At 64.0% G+C, this 19,645-nt stretch carries 14 protein-coding genes; 7 read left to right on the top strand and 7 right to left on the bottom strand.

Annotated features, from left to right (window positions below; all coding sequences use genetic code 11):
• Positions 1-96: 96 nt before the first annotated feature.
• From VGL01_RS08860 to VGL01_RS08845, 4 genes are all read left to right on the top strand, one after another.
• Complete coding sequence (locus tag VGL01_RS08860) at positions 97-828, top strand: hypothetical protein (RefSeq protein WP_331568484.1); 732 nt, start codon at positions 97-99, stop codon at positions 826-828.
• On the top strand, positions 825-1,757 hold the full coding sequence (locus tag VGL01_RS08855) for a fatty acid desaturase (RefSeq protein ID WP_331568483.1): 933 nt from the start codon (positions 825-827) through the stop codon (positions 1,755-1,757). The genes VGL01_RS08860 and VGL01_RS08855 overlap by 4 nt, the downstream gene beginning before the upstream one ends.
• On the top strand, positions 1,754-2,503 hold the full coding sequence (locus VGL01_RS08850; protein ID WP_331568482.1) for a metal-dependent hydrolase: 750 nt from the start codon (positions 1,754-1,756) through the stop codon (positions 2,501-2,503). The genes VGL01_RS08855 and VGL01_RS08850 overlap by 4 nt, the downstream gene beginning before the upstream one ends.
• 100 nt (positions 2,504-2,603) lie before the next feature.
• A complete protein-coding gene (locus VGL01_RS08845) occupies positions 2,604-6,446 on the top strand; it encodes a type III effector protein (RefSeq protein ID WP_331568481.1) in 3,843 nt (1,280 codons plus the stop codon).
• 50 nt (positions 6,447-6,496) lie between these two features.
• Here VGL01_RS08845 and VGL01_RS08840 read toward each other — a convergent pair whose 3' ends face one another.
• The 6 genes from VGL01_RS08840 to VGL01_RS08815 all read right to left on the bottom strand — a co-directional run bounded on the left by VGL01_RS08840 (position 6,497) and on the right by VGL01_RS08815 (position 13,414).
• Positions 6,497-7,129 carry a response regulator transcription factor gene (locus VGL01_RS08840; protein WP_331568480.1) on the bottom strand — a complete coding sequence of 211 codons (633 nt, stop codon included), beginning with the start codon at positions 7,127-7,129 and terminating at the stop codon, positions 6,497-6,499.
• Positions 7,104-8,756 (bottom strand): response regulator, encoded by a 1,653-nt coding sequence (locus VGL01_RS08835; RefSeq protein ID WP_331568479.1) that lies wholly within the window; start codon positions 8,754-8,756, stop codon positions 7,104-7,106. The genes VGL01_RS08840 and VGL01_RS08835 overlap by 26 nt, the downstream gene beginning before the upstream one ends.
• Positions 8,753-10,933, bottom strand: coding sequence for a hybrid sensor histidine kinase/response regulator (locus VGL01_RS08830; RefSeq protein ID WP_331568478.1), 2,181 nt, complete (start codon positions 10,931-10,933; stop codon positions 8,753-8,755). Before VGL01_RS08830 ends, VGL01_RS08835 begins: the two co-directional genes overlap by 4 nt.
• Positions 10,934-10,973: 40 nt before the next feature.
• A complete protein-coding gene (locus tag VGL01_RS08825) occupies positions 10,974-11,915 on the bottom strand; it encodes a hypothetical protein (protein WP_331568477.1) in 942 nt (313 codons plus the stop codon).
• A gap of 201 nt (positions 11,916-12,116) precedes the next feature.
• Positions 12,117-12,782, bottom strand: a complete 666-nt coding sequence (locus VGL01_RS08820) for a hypothetical protein (RefSeq protein WP_331568476.1) — start codon at positions 12,780-12,782, stop codon at positions 12,117-12,119.
• On the bottom strand, positions 12,779-13,414 hold the full coding sequence (locus tag VGL01_RS08815) for an RNA polymerase sigma factor (RefSeq protein ID WP_331568475.1): 636 nt from the start codon (positions 13,412-13,414) through the stop codon (positions 12,779-12,781). Before VGL01_RS08815 ends, VGL01_RS08820 begins: the two co-directional genes overlap by 4 nt.
• A gap of 489 nt (positions 13,415-13,903) precedes the next feature.
• Here VGL01_RS08815 and VGL01_RS08810 point away from each other — a divergent pair, with 489 nt between their 5' ends.
• The 3 genes from VGL01_RS08810 (at position 13,904) to VGL01_RS08800 (ending at position 17,500) form a co-directional block, all read left to right on the top strand.
• Entirely contained in the window at positions 13,904-14,701 is a 798-nt protein-coding gene (locus VGL01_RS08810; RefSeq protein ID WP_331568474.1) for a response regulator transcription factor, read from the top strand.
• 333 nt (positions 14,702-15,034) lie between these two features.
• Entirely contained in the window at positions 15,035-15,937 is a 903-nt protein-coding gene (locus VGL01_RS08805; RefSeq protein ID WP_331568473.1) for a hypothetical protein, read from the top strand.
• Between the two features lie 69 nt (positions 15,938-16,006).
• Positions 16,007-17,500, top strand: coding sequence for a hypothetical protein (locus VGL01_RS08800; RefSeq protein WP_331568472.1), 1,494 nt, complete (start codon positions 16,007-16,009; stop codon positions 17,498-17,500).
• 155 nt (positions 17,501-17,655) lie between these two features.
• On the opposite strand, the gene sctC is transcribed toward VGL01_RS08800, so the two are convergent.
• Complete coding sequence (gene sctC, locus VGL01_RS08795; protein WP_331568471.1) at positions 17,656-19,629, bottom strand: type III secretion system outer membrane ring subunit SctC; 1,974 nt, start codon at positions 19,627-19,629, stop codon at positions 17,656-17,658.
• Between the last annotated feature and the right edge of the window lie 16 nt (positions 19,630-19,645).

The following is a 19,645-nucleotide window of genomic DNA, read 5'->3' as shown; positions in this document are numbered from 1 at the left end:
CTGTCACGACCATGACATAGACATTCTGCGAAATAGCGCTAATTCGATTTGCATGAATCGTACAAACTTTTCGAATAGCCGCTACAAAGAAACTTTATGGATCAGACATTTCGTTTTCTCTCGCAGATTGCAATTCGCCCTTTAGCCGATGAGCGCGTGCACGCGCGCTTTTTGACCGACCGCGACTTACCCGCGCTGCTCGAGTTGGAGCAGGAAAAGTGGACCGATGTGCAGGCTGCGTCGCGCGCCCAACTCCAGGCGCGAATCGACGCGCATCCCGATCTGGCCGTCGGCGCCTTTTGCTCGCGATCCGGCCGACTGCTCGCCTCGCTGTTCATGCGGCCCGTCGCCGACGACTTCCACCGCTGTGTCACGAGCTGGGAAGACTGCACATTACTGCCCTCCCCTGCCACAGGGACGACGCTATTCGGCATCAGCCTCACGAGCCGCGATCAAGCCGGTGTCACTGCATTACTGAAATTTTTTTGGCCCTACGCACTCAAGCGCGGCTGGCGGTACATCTATCTCGGCTCTCCGGTGCCCGGTCTGCGCGACTGGATGGCGGCTCATCCCGAAGGGCACGTCGAAGACTACGTCCATGCCCGGCGCCGCGGCCTGCCCCTCGATCCGCAGTTGCGCTACTACGCCTCGCGCGGCTTCGACAGGATCGTCTCGATCAAGCGGGACTATTTCCCGCATGAGCGATCGCTCGATTACGGGGTGCTCCTGCGAGGAACGGTTCCTTTGTCGATACTGCGTCCGGTTTGGTCTGCGCTTGCGCTGCCTACGATACAACGCATCGCCCACCCGCTCGCCGCATTGCTATGACTCGATCCGCCACGCACTCCACGACCGGACGCGTTCGGCCGCGCACGTACAGCGATTGGCCCAGCGCATTGTTTTTGTCGTCCGTCCTCGTCAATACGATTCTGATTTCGATCTGCACCAACCCGTGGTTCCTCGCTCCGCTGATGCTGCTCCAAGGGCTCCTGCTGACCGGGTGTCAAGAAGCCAAGCATCTGTGCGCGCACGGGACGTTCATCGGTAATCGCAACGTGAGCGACGCGATAGGCACCGCATGCGCGGCGCTGGTCGGGCAGAACTTTTTTGCCTTCCGTTACTTTCATCTGGCACACCATCCCCTCCCCTGCACCGAGGCCGATCCCGAAGGGCCGCTCTATGCTCGAAGCTGGCGCACGCGCTGGATCTGGCTGCTGGCCCCGCTCGAGGTGCCTTGGGTCGCCTGGCATCTGACGCGAACGGGATGGTCGATGGTGCCGCGGGCCAAACGCGCCCGGCGCAACGCAGCCTTCGTCTGGTGGGTCGTATTTGCGCTATCGATTGTGGTCGGGCTGCGCTACGCGCCACGCACCATCGCTGTCGCTTATCTGATTCCGCTCGCACTGTCGGCATGGTTCGATTTCATCCTCACGCAGGCCGAGCACTATGGCGTGGCGATTGCCCCCGCCTCGTGCCGGCGTCCGCAGGGCTCGATCGCGAACGACATTGCGCTTCCGTTCGGCCTCGGCTGGGTCCTGCTGCACCGGTCGCTGCACCGAACGCACCACTGCGAACCTGCCTTGCGATGGTTCGAGGTGGCGCGTCGGCTCGAAACGGATCCCACCGCGGCGCCAATCGGCTATATCGCGTTCGTGCGCCGTTGGCTAACGGACGGCCCCAGGTTGTGGCTGACGGATCGAGGCTCCCGCGCGAACGCGAACGTGCCGATTCGCGCACAACCGGGACGCCGGACATGACGCCGACTTACGATGCTTCCGCCCGCCGCGGCAAACCGCTGTTCTGGAATGGCACACTCGTGCGCAGCCGGTTCTTCGACGCGCTTTCGTTGATCCTCCCCGCCGGCGAGGCCTTTCTCATCGACACGCTCGAAACGTGGCGTACGCGTTGTCCCGCGCCTATCGACACCAGGCTGCACAGCGAAGTCGAGCGTTTCGTTCGCGAAGAGCGCGCGCATCGGCAAGCGCACGTGCGTTACAACGATGCGCTGATTGGGGGCCTGCCAGGCGCGCAGGCCGTCGCCGAGCGGGCAAACCGCGTGACGGCTGAACTCGAGCGGCTCGATTTGCCGATGAAGATAGCGCTCGTCGCCGCATTCGAGCACTTGACCGCCGTACTCTCCGAAGAGGTCGTCTCTCACGGCACCTTGCTGATCGATGGGCAATCGCACGCGGCGAAGCTGTGGCGCTGGCATGCGCGCGAGGAACTCGGGCATCGCGATGTTGCTATCGATGTCGCCGCGCACGCGGGACTGAACCGATGGACGCTGAGGTTGGCCTTGCTCCTCGCTACGGGATATCTTTTGGTCGACGAGTTGCGCTATACGTTCGCGTTGTGCCGCTGCGATATCCGCTCGGGTGCGCTGAGCTGGCGCGCCGCATCGATCGATGCCGCCCGGTTCGCGTTCGGCAGCCTGCCCTCGCTCGTCCGTATGGTGCGGGGATGGTGGCGTTATTTCCGCGCACCGTTGACGAGCGCACGCTGAATATCGATTTCGCTGTCGGGCACGGCGTTTCGCCGCGGCCACCGGAATTGCAATATCACTTTCCTAGCATGGGTCGCGAATCCCCCCCTGCATCGCCAACATGAAATCCGCCCTGCGCCGCATCCTCCCGTCACCCACCTCTCCCACTGCTGCTCCCGCGGCGGAGATCCGGCCACCGCAATCCGCCCGGCAGCCGGAAGGATCGGCAGCGGCGCACCCCGCGCGCGGCAGCGTGCGGGGCCGCCTCGGGCAATTGTTCGACATGAAGAAGGTTCCCTTCGAGCCGGCTGTCAGCGTCGAGCGCTGGGACGAGACGACGACGCTCGGCATCTGCGAACGCTGGACCGAAGGGCAGCGCAAGCAGCCGTCGATCGTCGGACTGGCTCGCCTGACGGCGCTGAACTTCGAGCGCGCACGACCGGATTCGATCCCCGCGGAGATGAGAGATCAGCGCTTGTTGCCGGAAGGATCGAAAGACGAGGACTATTACCGCGAGATGATCGCGACATTCCTTGAAACGGTAGGGCTCGACGACACCGACGCAGTCATCGACAGCTTCAAAAAGACCGGTACCGGTGCGTTGCATCGTCAGCGCCTGACCGTCTCCTCGACCGTCAACGGGGCGGTAAGCGCCGCGCAATTGGCGGCTTCGGCTCATCTGCCGGCGAAGACGGCGCTCTCCGGCGTGCAACTGCTGCTGACGTTGCTTTCGACGCAGTTGGCATTCGATTCGGCCAACATCCGGTTCCGGAATTCGGGTACCGAGGAAATCATGCCGCTTGGCAAGGCCGATGCGACGCCGAGCGCGAAGACAGGTCCGAATGTCATGCGTGCATCGGCACGCCTTGCGTTGGAACTGCGAAAAATCGGCAACGCCGTGCGAAAAATGGAGCGTGCGCAAGCCGATCTCGACGACGCGCGTACTCGGCTGGCGAATCCGAATGCCGCACCGCAAGCGCGCGAGCAGGCCGATCGCGACATGCGTGCCGCCGGCACCGCACTCAGCGTCGCTTATGCGCGGTTTTGCATGCGCATGGAGTTGAAATCCGATTACAAAACCGCGGCCGAAAGCGCAAAGATCGAGTATCACGGCAACAAGCGCGCGTTCGGCGTCAGTGTCGCGTCGGGTGCGGCAACTTATACGGCGACGCTGCTCGGCATCCTCACGCCCGTCGTCATCTCGTCGTTTGCCGCCACCGCCGGCGCGACGGCGGGCGCTGTCGCGCTCGTGGCCGCGCTTTATGTCGGCTACCAGCTCGGTTCGGGTCCAAGCAAGGACGGCGAGGCCAAAGCGAAACGCGCGATCGTGGCGCTTGCCAAGTCGACGGACCTGCTGGCCGGCAACGCCGCCAAGCAGCAAACCGAACGCGCCGAAGCCTATCGCACCTACATCGCCGAAAAACGCGTGACGAACAATCCCGAGGTGCGCAAGCAGGCCAAGGCCAAACTCATTGCCACGCTCGAAGAGATCGCGCGCCGCGATTCGACGAAAGACGATCTCGATCCAGTCAGGAACTGGACCGATTACGCGGCGCTGCGTCGCGGGATCGCCAATGCGGGTACCGATGAAACCGCCGTGAAAGCGCTCGAAGACTCGTTCGCTGAAACACACGCGAGTCAATTCAAAGCGTCGACCGTCTCCGATGCGTGGAAAACGCCCGATCGCATGCGCTTCGACAGCATGGGACGGCTGCTGCTGGGCCGCGTGAGCGAATCGCTCGCGTCGCTGCACGACTTCAACACCGAGGTCGAACGGACCGGCGCCCGCGATTCGCGGCGCAAGGCCGCGGCGCGCAACACGTTGCGTGCCGGCCGTCGTGCCGAGGTCAAGGCCTGCTTGCGCGACTGGCTTCATTTCGAACTCGCGCAGTCGCGGATGAAGGCAGCCGTTGCCGAGACCGATCCGGTTCAGGCGCGCAACACCCTGCGAGCAGCAGCCCAGGCGCTCGCGGCCATCGAAAGCGCCGATGCCCGCGCACTGTTCAGCACCGATGCGCGCAAGCAGGTGGATGCGACCAAGCTCGCCAAATCGATGGCGATCGGCGAGCGTGAACGCTATACGGTGACGAACGCCGGAGCGGCCGCATTGGCCGCCGCGGTCAATATCTCCGGCTCGGCGGCGAGCCTGGGGCTCAATATTCACAAGGCCGAGTTGGCCAGTCATGGGGTTCATCAAAAGCCGGCGTTCGGGGATCAGAACGACGCGCGTCTGGTGGCGCAAGGCACCGCGCCCGTTACCGCGCCCTATTCCGCGGGCGAACGCGCGCGGTTCCAGAAGACCAGCATGGCCAAGCTCGTCGAGACGCTCGCAAGAGACGGCGAACCCGTCGTGACGAAGCTCGACTTGCCGGCGACGAATGCCATGCTCGTCGATCTGGGCGATCGACACAGCGACGCGTCGCTCGACCGGTTGCTCGCGAGCATCGAGGCAGCACGGGACATTCCCGACGAAATCACGGTTTCGGTCGGCGGGGCGAAGCTCAGTTCAGGCAAACTGAGCGGCACGACCGGGTATTACAACTGGCGCTATCGACACGCACCGCTTGCGACCCAGGCGAAGTTCAGAACGCGTCAAATGGCGATGCTCGCCGATAGCCTTGCCATCTCGGTCGCCACACCCATCGCTCACGCAGTGGCCCAAGTGCCATTGTCGAAAACGCGCAAGGCGGCCGATCTCGGCAAAAGCCTGAGCCCGGGCGTACGCGAACGGCTGACGAGCCTCGCGATTCAGCCGCCGCCATCCGAGGCACCGCCCCCGACGGACGCGCCGCACAGGAGCGATACGGTTGTAGAACGAGTCGAATCGGCGTTGCCGCCGCCCGAAACGCCGCTTCCTGAAACGCAAACGGGATCGCCCCCAGCGAACGACTTCATCGCTTCGGCCGGCGCGGATGCGCACGGGCTGGCAGGCTCATTCGATGCGCAAGCCGCCGCACTCGCACTGCGTGCTATCCCGGAGCTCGGCGGCAGCGCGCGCGTCACGCATCCGGACGTGCCTGCGGCGCGCCCGGAGAACGTGTTCGTGCCGCGTCCCGAGCAAGCGGCGATACCGGTAGCCGAACGCCATGAACCGCTCGAACTCGAGCGGCAGCGCGACATGATGATGGGCGCGGGGCGCGACGAGACGCTGCGATGGTTCGCGCAGCACGGGATTCGCGCCGCCGACAACAGCGGTCATGCCTCGATGGACTGCCTGATCATTTCACTGCTTCAGCACGCGACGGGCCGCTATGACGCTCAATCCGAGCCGCTGCTCGCGGCTCAGGCATCGCGTTACCGCGAAGCGATGGCGCGCGAGTATCCCGAGATCGAAGGCGGCGACCGCATGCTCTACGACGACGAGCCGGCGATCGCGGCGCTGATGCAGCGGATCAACCGCGATTACGGCGCCAGTATGAATCTGCAATTGATCATGCCCAGCATCGACGGTCCTATTCGCTTTCAAGCGTCGCGGCTCGGAACCGATCCCGTCGGCATCGTCATGTTCGGCAATCACTTTCAGGCCGTTCATATGGCGGGCGACATCAGTGAAGAGCACATCGTCGACGAACCTTCGGACACGTCGACATCGTCGAGCGAACAACCGGTCGCCTCGGTGTCGTTGACGCAAGCCACGCTGCCGGCCGACGTCGAACCCGTCAGCAGCCGGCTCGAGGCGTGGTTGTCCGCCATGCCGACCGACCCGCGGACCCTCGGCGCGCTCAGGCGGGCAGCGGAATCGACACAACCCACACCGCGCGGCATCGATGCCGTGCAGGATTCGACGCTTCGTTCGCCGTCCCTCGATAGGCAGGATTCGTTCGCCGGAACGACGGCCGCCGTCGTCGGCGCCGATTCGCGCCGCTGGACGGTGGCCGGGCGGCGCGTCCGGTTCGATGACGATGCCAAGACGAACGACGGCCCAACCCGGCGGGCCAGATCGAATAAACCGGGACGGGAATGAGTCAGCGTCGGCGGTGACGAGCGGACATCGATCGAACGCCGATGCGGCAGTTACTGCGCCGCGAGCCCATGACGAATCGAATAGCGGAACAACTCCGCGTTGTTACTCACGCCGAGTTTCTGCATCAAACGCCGCTTATGCGTGCTGATCGTTTTGGCGCTCAGCGAAAAGGCCTCGGCGATCTCGTTGATGCTGCGCCCGCTCGCGAGCAGACGCAGCACCTCGAATTCCCGATCGGAGAGGATCTCGTGCGGCGGCACGTCGCTCGAATGGCGTTCGAACACCACCGCATCGACGAGCGTCGGATCGATGAAGCGCCCGCCTGTTGCAAGCTTTCGAATGGCCGCCAGCAGCACTTCGGGATCGCTATCTTTCGTGACGTAGCCGCTCGCACCCGCGCGCAAAGCCCTCGAGACGACCTGCGCTTCGTTATGGATGCTCAGAATCAGAATGGGCATGTCCGGATATTCGCCATGAACGCGGCGAATCAGGTCCACGCCGCTGATACCCGGCATCGTGATGTCGAGCATCAGCAAGTCCACCTCACGGCATCGCAGCTTACTGAGCACGTCGGCCCCGCTCGCGGCTTCGTCGACCACCGTCACGTCGGTGGCCGTCGCCATGATCTGTTTCAAGCCGCTGCGGACTACGGCATGATCATCCGCGATCAGAATCTTGATCATCTTCTCTTCCATTCTCGACAGGAATACTGATCGACACCACAGTCCCCGAACCGGGTGCGCTGTCGATCTGTAATGAAGCACCTATGAGCCGTGCACGTTCGCTCATGCCCAGCAGCCCATAGGAATCGCGCGTGCCGGCGGCGGCCGGATCGAAACCGCAGCCATTGTCGCTGACGTTCAGGACGAGCCCACGTGCGTCGCGCATCATCGTGACGTAGACGCGTGTGGCGCGCGCATGACGCGCGATATTCGTCATCGATTCCTGGACGACCCGGAACAGCGCCGTCGCATGCGCGTCGTCGAGCTCGGGCTCGCCGGCATTGAGCACGAGCTGGCATGGAATGCCCGTGCGCTTGCCGAAATCGTCGGCCAGCCATTCGAGTGCCGAAACGAGACCGAAATTCAACGCCGCGGGCCGCAGGTGATTCGCGACATTGCGCACCATCAGAATGGTCTGCTCGACCAGATCGCGCATGCCGTTCACCTTCCCGAGCAGATCGGGCGCGCCACTCAATCGCATTTTGAGCAATGATACGTCCATCTTCAAAGCCGTCAGCAATTGCCCGAGTTCGTCATGAATCTCGAGTGCGATCCGCTTGCGCTCTTCTTCACGTATCGCCTCCATATAGGCGCTCAGTTGACGCAACTGCTCGCGCGATTCGAGCAACGCCTGCTCGATGCGCCTGCGCTCCGTCATGTCGCGTATGCCGATATACATCGCGGGCTCGTCCTGGAACGTCGCGAGCCGGGCCGTCATGGCGCCCCAGAACGTGGTGCCGTCGAGCCGGCGCAGGAGCACGTCGGTGTCGCACGACATCCCCTGGATCCGCGCACGCTCGATGATTCTGCGTCGACCGCTTTGTTCGGCGTAGAGCAGGTTGCAGTCGACATGGCCCTGCTCGGCCTCGCTCACGCCCATCAATTGCCGCCACTGCTCGTTCGCATACAACACGCGCGGTTCGGCGAGCGAGCCGATGCAAAGCGGCACCGGGCTTGCCTCGACGATCTCGCGCAAGCGCGCCTCGCTGACCTTCAGCCGCGCCTGAGCGCGTTCGCGCTCCTCGATTTCGGCGCGCAGATCGTCGTTCGCACGCGCGAGTTGCTCGGTACGGCGCGCCACGCGCAATTCGAGCTCGTCGCGAATGCGCGAAAGCTTGAACTCGGCCTTCTGCCTGACCCTCACCTCCTCCTGCAGTTGCCGGTTCTGCCTGACGAGCGTCATCTGCATTTCGCGCATGGCCAGATGCACGTTCATTCGGGCAACGACTTCGTCGATACGCACGGGCTTGGTCACATAGTCGACACCGCCCGCCATAAAACCTTCGACCATATCCCCCAGGCCATCGGCGACCGTCATGAAAATGACGGGGATGTCGCGCGTGGGTACGTCGGCCTTCAATCGCCGGCAGGTATCGAAGCCGTTTATGCCCGGCATGTTGACATCGAGCAGGATCAGCTCGGGCTGGGAGAATCGCGCGCGCTCGATCGCTTCCGCACTGTCGAGCGCGATCAGCACGCGAAAGCCGCGCTCGCCGAGCGCATCGACCACCACGCCCAGGTTGGCGGGGTTATCGTCGACGATCAGCACGGTCGCGGTGCGCGGCTGGAGATCGGCAAACTGATTCAAGGCGCGCCTCCCGCGTGCAGATGCCGCTCGACGAACGCGAGCAGCGCCTTCGATTGATAGCCGCGCGCAAGCGCGCGCAACGCCGAAGCGAGCGGCGCATAGCGGGTGTCGCGCGCACTCAGCGCATCCGCCCAGCCGCGCACGGCCCGCATATCGCCCATGCGCGCAAGCTCATGCAGCTCGCGCATCGACTCCGCCGGCGGCGTCGGCAGCAGGACGCTCGCGAGTTGCGCGAGATCGAGCGCGCGCCCCGCGGGCTGCGATGAATAAGTCCACTCGAGTCCCAGCAGCGCCGCCATTTCCGCCTGCAATCGTTCGAAGTCGACCGGCTTCGGTAAAAACACATTGGCACCGGCCGCGAGCGTTTTTTCGACATCCGCGGCCGAGGAGCTGGCCGAGAGCGCCACGATCGGCACACTGCGGTATTCGCTCAATGCGCGCACGCGCTCGATGAATTCGAGCCCACTCATGCCGGGCATCACGATATCGGTCAATATCAGCGAAACAGGGCTCCCGCGCCCTTGCGATTGCATCAGCGCGGCGAGGCCGTCGGCGGCCTTCTCGAGGGAGATCACCTCGAAGCCGAGGCTGCCGAGCAGATCGGATACGATCGCGCGGTTGACAGCGATATCGTCGAGCACGAGCACCGTACGGCGCGCCCCGGTATAGCCGGTTGCGACCCGCTCGATTTCGCACGCGATCGCGTGCGTACCCGCCTGGATCGCGGCAGGCAGCTCGAAGCGAAAGACACTGCCTCGGCCGAGTTCGCTCTCGGCGGCAATTTCGCCGCCCATGGCGCGCACGAACTGCTGGCTGATCGCGAGCCCGAGCCCCATGCCGCCATCGTGGCCGCTCCTTTGCCGGCCTTGCTCGAACGGCAGGAAAATGCGCTCGAGCTCGTCGGCGCCGACGCCGCAACCCGTGTCGCGCACCTCGAAGGTGGCGCCGCCCGCGGTGCCGCGCCGCACGCGCAGCTCTACCGTCCCATGCGCCGTGAACTTGATCGCGTTCGTCAGCAAGTTCAACAGCACCTGCCGCAAACGGCGTTCGTCCGCGCGTACACCGAAGGGTACATCGGGCTCGATGTGGCAGACGAATCGAAGCCCCTTGTCGGTGGCCTTGACCACGATCACTTCTCTGATCGCGCTGACGGCCTCCACCAGAGGCACATCCGCGACTTCGACACGCATGCGGCCCGCCTCGATCATCGCGAAGTCGAGCACATCGTGAATCAATGCCAGCAATTGTTCGCCGCAACGCTGAATGACGCCGACGGCCTCGCGTTGCGTCGCGCCGAGCGAGCCATCGCGGCGAAGAATCTGCGCATAGCCGAGAATGCCGTTCAGCGGCGTGCGCAGTTCGTGACTCATGCTGGCGAGAAACGCGCTCTTGGCGCTGTTCGCGGCTTCGGCCGCATGCCTTGCCTCGCGCTCGGCCGCGGCGTCGCGCTCGTCGAGATACGCGCCGTAGACGCGCAGCGCCATGGCATTGGTGGCCAATACGACGCGATCGAGTTCGTCCGGTATCGTGCGCTTGCCACGCTCGAGTATCAACGGCACCGGCAGCTCGCGATAATCGTAGCGGGCAACGGCCCGGGCGATCGCGGCCAGATGTCGCGTCACGAGCCGGTTGAGCAGCCACGTGATGAAAAGCGCGACGAGAAACGTACTGGCCGCCTGGTTCACGAGAATCAGCGCCGCCGTTCGCGCGAGCGAACGGTAAAGGCCGGCGAGCGTCGCCTCGACGTGCAGCGTGCCGATCTGCCGTTGCGCCCCGTCCTGCCCCCTGCGCATGATCGGGTAGTCCCGCGCAAGCGTCGCCGTCGCGCCGACGGAATGGCCGGCCGACACGATCAACGGATCGGCGCCGGCCTCCCGCACCTGGACCGCACTGATGTCGTCGAGCCGAAGCATGCCCTCGAGTTCGAGGTTCAGTTGCGACCGGTCGAGTCGCCACAGCGCTTCCGCGAGGCTGTCGCGGTAGATGCGGTCCACTTCGGAGAGGCGGTCTTGCACGTGCTCGACCCCCAGCCAGTAATCGCGGCACAGCTGCGCGGCGGTCAGCGCGAGCGTGACGACGCAACTGAACACGAATACGATGACGAACAACCGCAAGACGACACTGCCGCGCACGCGATCGAGGGGGCGCCACCCGAGAATTGACGCGTTGAGATTCATATCGACTTCAGAAAAACCCTGCCTTCATGCCACCGGCGGCTCAGTTAGCCATCCAGTATTCCCCCGGGATGTCGCGGTCCGCATCCGACAAATACCGATTGTCGAGATGGATGACCGTACGGCGGGCCAGTTCGGCGCGCTCGAGCGCGGATCGGATATCGGGCTGCGAATCGAACAGCCGTTTGTATGAACCATCGCGATAGGCCGCGCGCAAGCCGGTCTCGATCGTGTTGGCGAGCGCATCGTCATGCTTGCTCGTATAGAAAATGAAATCCGAGCGGTAAGCGAGCAACAGATGACGTTCGACGACGAGATCGGGATTGGCTGCCCCACGTGCCGCCAATTCGGTCCACGCTTCGACGACACCGCGCGGGAAATAATCGATGCGACCCGCCTCCGTCATCGGAAACAGCGAATCGTACGTCGACGTTTCGATATTCAGGCCCGCATCGCGCAGAATGCCCGTATCGACCCACCCGAAGCCCTGCCCGCCCGTCAACGTCTTCAGTTGGGCGAGCGAATCGATCTTGTCGAACTCGGCCTGGCGGTCCTTGCGAATCAGCAGGACACGATAGCCGATCAACCCGCGATAGATCGGTATGCGCACCGGGCGCAGCATCGCTTCGTCGCGCGCCGACATGCTGACCCACGCCAGATTGATCGAGCGTCCCGCCGCCAGCTCGCGCAATGCCCGCTCGCGCTGCATTACATCGCTCGAGCGGCGAATCGTGTAATCGGCATGCGCCTCGCGCATCGCAAGATCGAGTACGGCTTTCGCGAACAGCGCGCGCTGATCGTCGATGACCGTGAGCCGCGGATAGACGATGTCGAAGTGCTCGGCGCGCGCAAGGGGCGCGAACAGAGCGGTCAGCACAATCATCGCCGCAGTGACGACAGCGCGACACGAAAGCCGCGTGCCCGGCATCGCCTCGGCATGGCGCCGTAGGCGCGGGAGAAGCGTCTTGGCAGTCCTCAGCGGCACAACGAGACTTTCCGTTCAATATGTGGGACAGATGGAGCGCGCTGGCGACCGTCAGCGGGCCAGAGGCCATGCCGGCATGGACCGGACGACGCTGAGCATCGCACGATTGCCGGGAGTTTGGAAGCAGCCCAAACCCGGTCACCATTGTAAACGTCCTGCCGCCTCGCGGCCGATTCAACGGTCTGACGAAACGCTCGTGCGTCACTGAGCGCTGCGCACTCCGTCGACGGGCTCGACGAAACGCACGCCGCGCGCCGCGCGCAGTGCCGCGACGTCCTTTTCGATGTCGTGGCCTTGGCCGAGCGCGCCCAGCGAGTAGACGCCATCCTCGTTCGGGCCGCCGACGATCTGCAGATTGCGGGGCACGAGCAGCGCCTGGAGTTCGCCGGCAGTCATCGATGCGTCGATGACGAGCCGTATCGATGCCTGCGGCAACAGGGCGTCGGGCGATGACAGCGTGTGGTAGGCGGCCGGCTGATGGGATACGCCAAGCGCGAGGAACCCACCCGCTTCGAGCAGCACCATGGCGGCCAGACCGCAGGCGACCCAGGCCCAGCGGCTGCGGGCCGCGCCACCGGCCGCGGCGGCAACGTGCGGGACCGCGGGCTCGTCCCGCGCCTCGACTTTTCGCATCAATCGGTCGAGCCCGCGCTCGACGGGCAGCTCGACGCCGCCGCCGGCATTCATGCCCGCATGCACACGCCGTTGACGAACGAGTTCCTCGCGACAGTGGATACACTCGCGCAGATGTTCGTCGACCTCGCGTCGAACGGACTCGGAAGCAGTGCCGTTGACGACCCAAGGGAGCAAATCCCACACGCGCAGGTGAGTACGCTCGCAACCGTTGTCGGTCGATGTATTTTTCACTGGTCTTCCTCGGCAAAACCGGCCAACGCCGGCATGACATTGCGCAACTTGACACGGGCATGGAACATCCGGGCCTTCACCGTACTGACTGGCGAGCCCGTCATGTCGGCGATCTCATCGAGCGAATATCCCATCACGTAAGCCATTTCCATCACGAGGCGCTGCTCGGGCGTGAGCCTCGTCAACCCCTTGTTGAGCCAGTCGATCAACTCGTGATCGACACCGGGCTCGCCCGCCAGCGCCTCATGCTCGCCTTCCAACGATTCGGTGGGCAGCAAGCCTTGCCGCAGCGCCTTGAGCGTCACACGATAGGCGATGCCCATGAGCCAGGTCGAGACGCGCGAGTGCCCCTTGAACTCGTGGGCCTTTTGCCAGACGACGAGGAACGTATCGTTGACGACCTCCTCGATCAGGTCCTCCCGCCGCGTGAAGCGCGCCAGGAAACGAACGAGCCGGCGGTGGTACTCGCGGTAGAGCGAGGCCAGCGCGGCCTTGTCGCGCGTGGCGATGCGCGCCAGCAACGCGACGTCGTCGGCGTCGTTGCTGCGCGAGGCCGCCGCCTTGGGCCGCCCGATCGAAATCTCCACGACCGGCAACATGCAGTTCAGAATCCACCCAGTTCGATATTTCACTGTAGGTACCCGCCAGCATGAAAAAAGTTGCGACGTTTCGAATATCGAAAGCCGATGCAGGCCTCACTTTGCCGTCAACGCTCACAGGATTTAGATCGGGAAAGACGGATTCGGCTGTAGGGATTTCCTGATCAAGACGCCCCACGGGCCGCTGGAATCCTTTACGGCCAGCCGTTTCGCGGGGTAAGGAGTTCGGCACGCATACTGTGAAAAGCCGCAAAACGGGCATGAACCTGACGCATCCGAGTTCCCGAGAGCCGGCACTAACGGACAACAAGACTTCATTCATGAAGCCGGGCGCGACGGGAGCGCGTCCTACTTGGAGGTGACACCGCAACAACAAGCGAGCGTCTTATAAACGAAACATCTGTCATGAGAGACCAGTATGTTCACCGTCCGGTCGAACCACGCCGATGCCCCATGGCGCAGTGGCGGCGCCGTTATTACACGAAACGCTTCGTCGACGAAGCGCGCTGAAAGGAGGATAAAGTGCGATTCGCTCTTGTAACCGAGGACCCCCAGCTCACGGCCAGCGTGGCCGACTGTTTCGCCGACGAGGCGATTGCGGTCGACCCGTTCAGCGCCGAGCTGCCGCTCTTTCGCGCAATGCGCACGACGGCGTTCGACGTCGTGCTGATCGATGCGAAGAACAATTCAATGCTCGTCAATTCGCTGCTGTCCTGGCGCAATTGCAACGCCGACTTATGCACGCCGGTCATCGTGCTGACGCCATTCTCGAACTGGTCGGCGATGCTGCGATGGATCAATGCCGGCGCAACCGACGTCGCCAGCCGTTTCGACCTCGAGCAAGTGCGGCTGCGTGTGCACGTCGCCCTGAGCCGCCGGACTCAGGAACGCGTCGACGACGTGATTGCCGTGGGGCCCTATACGTTGCGTCGCGACATCGGCACGCTCACGATCGACGGCGAAGAGATTCCGCTGACGCCGCGCGAGTTCGCCATGGCCTGGCTCTTCTTTTCGAGCCCCGGCAAGTTTCTGAGCCGTGCGCAGATTGCAAGCAGCGTCTGGGGTGCCTGTGAGGACGTCGCGGGTCGTTCGATCGAACAGCACGTCTACAAACTGCGCAGGAAGCTGCGGCTCTCGGGCTGCACGGGCGCCAACCTGAAGACGGTCTACGCGCTCGGCTACAAGCTCGATCTCTCGGCGTCCGACGCGCCGGACGAGGAGCCGATACCCACGCCATCCGATTGCAAACCCCCCGCTTCCGGCTCGTCGGAACTGCCTGGCCGCCGTCTGCTGTCGGCCATGAAAGTGGCCGAGCTCTAAGAGCGCGGCTGCCCGCCTTTTTTCCTTCCGCTGTCCGTTACCGCATCGATCGTCGAAACCGACGATCGATGTTTGCGCATCGGCGCTTGCCGGCCTGCTTCATCGCTGCACGTGTATCGGGCCACGTTCGTTCAGTTCGTTTCGCCGAGGTCCAGTGGAGTTCGCCGCTATCCGCAAGCGGACGGCCGGCCGCCGGGTATCGTCGATTCCGAGCGATGCGCCGTGCCCTTGCGTTCCGAGCCGGAACCCGGGTGGGCGCTTCGTCGCGCGGCGAAACACCCCGCATTGCCGGCAGGCAGTGCGCATCCACCATTCATGACGACGAGGTGACTCATGAGCGTATCGATCGATAATTCATTCGGCTCGGGCATCAATTCACTCGATTTCTCCAGCCCGACGGGCTCGGGCGGCAACAAGGTTCAGCAACTCGAACAAATCCTCGCGGAAGTGCTGCAGATGATCGAGGACCTGCTCCAGCAGGCCATTCAAAAGCAGAACGCGCAAACCGGCATGGATACGAAGGGCGGCGGCGGCAACTCGTCACCCGGTACGGGAGGCGGCGATGCACCGTCCGGTGCTGGCGGCCCCGCGGGCGGAGGCGGCGGACCCTCGGGCGCAGGCGGAGGACCCTCGGGCGCAGGCGGCCCGTCGGATGCGGGCGGCCCCTCGGATGCCACGAACGGTGGCCAGTCGTCGTCGATCGACTCGATGCTTCAGCAGATTCTCTCGATGCTGCAACAGCTCGAATCGCAAAACGGCCAGTCGGGCAACGGTCAGAACAACGACCAGATGATGCAGATCCTCAGCGAAATCCTGAGCATGCTGAAACAGATGATCGATGGAGCCGGCGGCGCGGGTGGCGGTGGTGGTGGCGGCGGCGGCGGTCCGTCGAGCGCGGGCGGCGGCTCGGGCGGTCCCTCCGGTGCGGGCGGTCCCTCCGGTGCCGGCGGTCCTTCCGATGCGGGCGGTCCTTCCGATGCAGGCGGACCCTCCGATGCGGGCGGACCCTCGGACGCAGGCGGGGGCAACCAGCCGCAATCGATCGAATCGATGCTTGCCGAAATCACGCAGATGCTCCAGCAACTGCAATCGCAAGGCAGCCAATCGGGCGGCAACGGAAACGGAAACGGAAACGGCGGCGGGACGAACCAGGAAGTGCAAATGCTCGGCGAAATCATCCAGATGTTGCAGCAGATCATGCAGCAGCAAAAGGCGTCGGGCGCGAGCGGCATCTGATCCCCGCGGAAGAGGCCGGCGCAACGCCGGCTTTTCACATTTCACAGGCACCGTTCGAAAGGATTTGCCATGAGCATTTTTTCGAAAATCAAGCACGGCTTCGAGCATCTGGGGCACGACATCAAGAACGTCGCGAAAGACGTCGGCCACGGGCTCGAAACGGCAGGTAAAGACATCGCCAAAGTCGGCGAAGGCGTGGTCAAGGGCGCGGAGGACGTGGGCAAGACCATCGGCAAAGACTTCGCGCATGTCGCCGAGCACACGCTGGCGGCAGCGGACGACATGATTCACGGCCACATTCAAAAGGCCTTGAATCAAGCGATGCAGGCCACGCAGGACCTCGCCAAGACCGCTTACGACGCCGGCACGGCCGGCGAACAGGCCACCGTCGATTCGCTCGCTCACATGCACCTGAGCAAGAAGATGGACCACGTGATGGGCAAGGCCGAAAAAGGCATGCAGAAAGTGGGCGAAGGCATCAAGACCGGCGTCGGGATGGTCGGCCAGCAACTCGGGAAAGACGTCAGCACGGTCGGCAAGGACCTCGCGAAGACCGGCGGCGATGTCATTCACGGGCATTGGCAGAAGGCGCTCGACGATACCGTGAAGACCGCGCAGGACGGCTTCAATACGGTAGCCGACGCCAGTACCGCCGTGGGCCAAGCCACCGTCGATTCGCTCGCCAACATGCATTTGAGCAAGGGCATGGACCACGCGATGGGCAAGGTCGAGAAAGGCTACGACACCGTCAAGAACGATGTGAAATCGAGCGTCGATCAGGTCGGTGCCGAGGTGGTCAACGGTACCGAAGGCATGATCAAGGATACCGTTCAGGCCGGCAAGGATGCGGTGCATGGTCATTGGGGCACCGCGTTCGGGGACCTCGGCAAGGCAGGCATGGATGCGATGGAAGTCGCCTCCGATCTGACGCCCGAAGGGGCGATGGCCGCCGTCGGCACGCAAGTGCTGGTCAATGCGCACATCGGCAGCCAACAGCTCGACGAGGCTATCGGCGGTGCGCTGCATGGCAATGTCGCGCAAACGGTGAAAGGTGTCGTCAAGAACGTCTCCGAAATGGAGATCGGCAACCAGGTGCAGGACAAGCTCGGCTCGCTGGAGTCGAAGGTCATGCCCGAAGGCGCTTCGGGCTCCGGCTCGGGCTCGGCCTATGCCGGCGTCGCGGCGGGCGCAGCACTCGGCATCGCCGGCAGCGGCGGATTCTCGATGGGCGGCAAGCGCTCGCATACTTCGTTCGAAGGCGGCGCGGGCGGATCGTCCAAGATGAAATTCAGCGAACGTCTGAGCGCGATGACGGGCCGCGGCGGCGGCAGTTCCGCGCAACGCAACGAAAGCCCTGCCGGGGGACGCGAAACCAAGGAGGAAAAAGAGCAGCGTCGTGCCGATAACGCGCAGAACGCCTCCAGCAACACGGCCAATCAGGCCAACGGCGGCCAGGCCGGCGACAACGGCCAGGAAATGCTCGAGATGTTCCTGCTGCAGGCCGGCATGACGCGGCGCGACGATGCGAAGAAGCGTCGGGCGATGCTGACTGGCGACGCATGAGCGGCGCTCGTTAGCCCTCCCCGCTTCGAGCAGTGCAAAGGACCGGCCCGCCGGTCCTTTTTTATCGATGGCGTTTCGCCCCTGCAACGACAAAGGGACCGGCTCACCGCCCGGTCCCTTGCGCCGACTTGCGTTTTCCTCCCAGCGCTTCGGTCTTATCTCGTTGGCAGTCCTAAAGGTGGGCCAGGCTGCCACGAAGGTGTCGTCGGCTGACCGACGGACGTCATCGGATGGCCGACGGAAGCCGTCGGCTCGCATCCCGCATCGCACGGCGCGGCATCGTCGGGCGAGGCCGATACGACGCGCGGCGTGAGCAGAAACAGCCGTTGAAACTTCTGCCCCTGATGATGCTTGAAGCGAAAGAGGCTCCCGATCACGGGAATCTTCGATAGCACGGGCACGCCCGATTCGCTGCGATCGTCCTGGTTGACGGTATAGCCGGCGATGAGCAGGCTTTGCCCCTGATCGATCAACGCCTGCGTATCGATCGTGCTCTTGCTCACGACAGGTAGATTCCCCACACTCTGTCCTGTCAGATTGCCGTCTTCGATGTGCACGTCGAGCCGGATCTGCGGCTTGCCCTGATCCGAGACGATGCTCGGCAACACCCGCAGCGCCACGCCGGCCGATACGCTGAAGAGACTCCCCGATTCGAAGCCCTGGACCGGCACGTAAAACGTCTGCTTGTTGTCCATGATCGCTTCCATATTGTCCAGCGTGGCCACCTTCGGGCTGGCTGTGATATGGGCGTTGTCCGTTTGCTCCAGCGCGCTGATGCGGCTCAGCAGATACCGCCCGGTACCGCCGATGACGGCCGTCAACACGCCGCCCACCGGCGTCGCGGCCACCGCGGCGCCCGTTGCGGCCGTGGTCAGCGACCCGATGGTGCCGGGACTGCCCGGCGCGGGGAATCCTTGCGGATTGACCGAACCCGGGAAACCGGTCTGCGTGTTCTGGCCGTTGCCGGTCTCGATGTCGACATGACCCGAGTGCAGGCGCCAATCGACCCCGAGTTCCTTCAACCCCGTCTCGGTGATCTCGATGATGCTCGCGTCGATTTCGAGCACGCCGGGCCGGCGATCGAGCGAAGTGATGAGCTTTTCGAGCGCCGGCATCGCATCGGCGCGAGCGCGCACGAGAATCGCGTTGTTGCGCGCGTCGGCTCGGATGATCGGTTCGTCGGAATGACCGGCGCTCGACGACGAATCGGTACTCGTCGGACCGGGATCGTTGGGAAGCGGAGATACGACGGTGTTCGCGTCAGTACCGCGCATGTTCGCGGGCAGCGGCGGGTTGATCGCCGTGCGCGCCGAGCCGTTGCCGCCGAACATGTTGGCCATGGGGGGGAACGAACGGTCGCCCGCGCCGTAGCCAGGGTTCGGATTGGCGCCCGAGCCACCGATATCGCGCAGCCGATAGGCATCGTCTCCAGGCGCCGCCGTGGTGTCGGCGGCTCGCGCACCGGGGCTGTCCGGATAGAGACTGCGCAAGGTCGACGCGACACCGGCCACGACGACAGGCTGCCCGTTGATCGTCAACGTGCGATCGGTGGCCCAGGCATAGTGCAGTCTGAACGAGCGCACTTCCGGCGCATCGCTGCGCGCAACGTCATGATCGATCAGACGGGCGACATCGGTCACGAGCTCGACGAGGCGCGGCGGCCCCGAAACAACGGCCGTGCGCATCGCATCGTCGTAGAGCACGGGAAAGCGCGGATCGGTGATACCGAGCCTCGACAACGCGCCGCGCAGATCGCTCGTCGTCGCGTGGACGAGCCCGATCGTGGCGCTGCGCGCCTCGTTCGGCCCCGACACGCGCAACACGGAGCCATCGTAGTACCAGACAAAGCCGAACGAATCGGACAATCGGTCGAGAAAGCGCTGCGGCGTCTCGTCGAACCGCCCCGTGACGACACCGTCCACGTGCGGGGAAATCCAGGTCATGACGTTCTCGCTCGCACCGAGATCGCGCAGGACCTCCTTGATGTCCTTGTGGTCGGCCACGTACTGGAAATGGTTCGACTTCCAAGGAATCGCTCTTGCCGATGCGTCAGGGCTGGCGACCCCCGCGCCGATCAGCATCGCGAAGACGAGCGCTTTCAGGCGCAGCTTGCGTCCGGGCATATTCATCGTTTTTGCGTTCCAG

Source organism: Trinickia sp. (assembly GCF_036503415.1).
GTDB lineage: Bacteria > Pseudomonadota > Gammaproteobacteria > Burkholderiales > Burkholderiaceae > Trinickia.
This window is presented reverse-complemented; position numbering and strand designations above follow the sequence as displayed.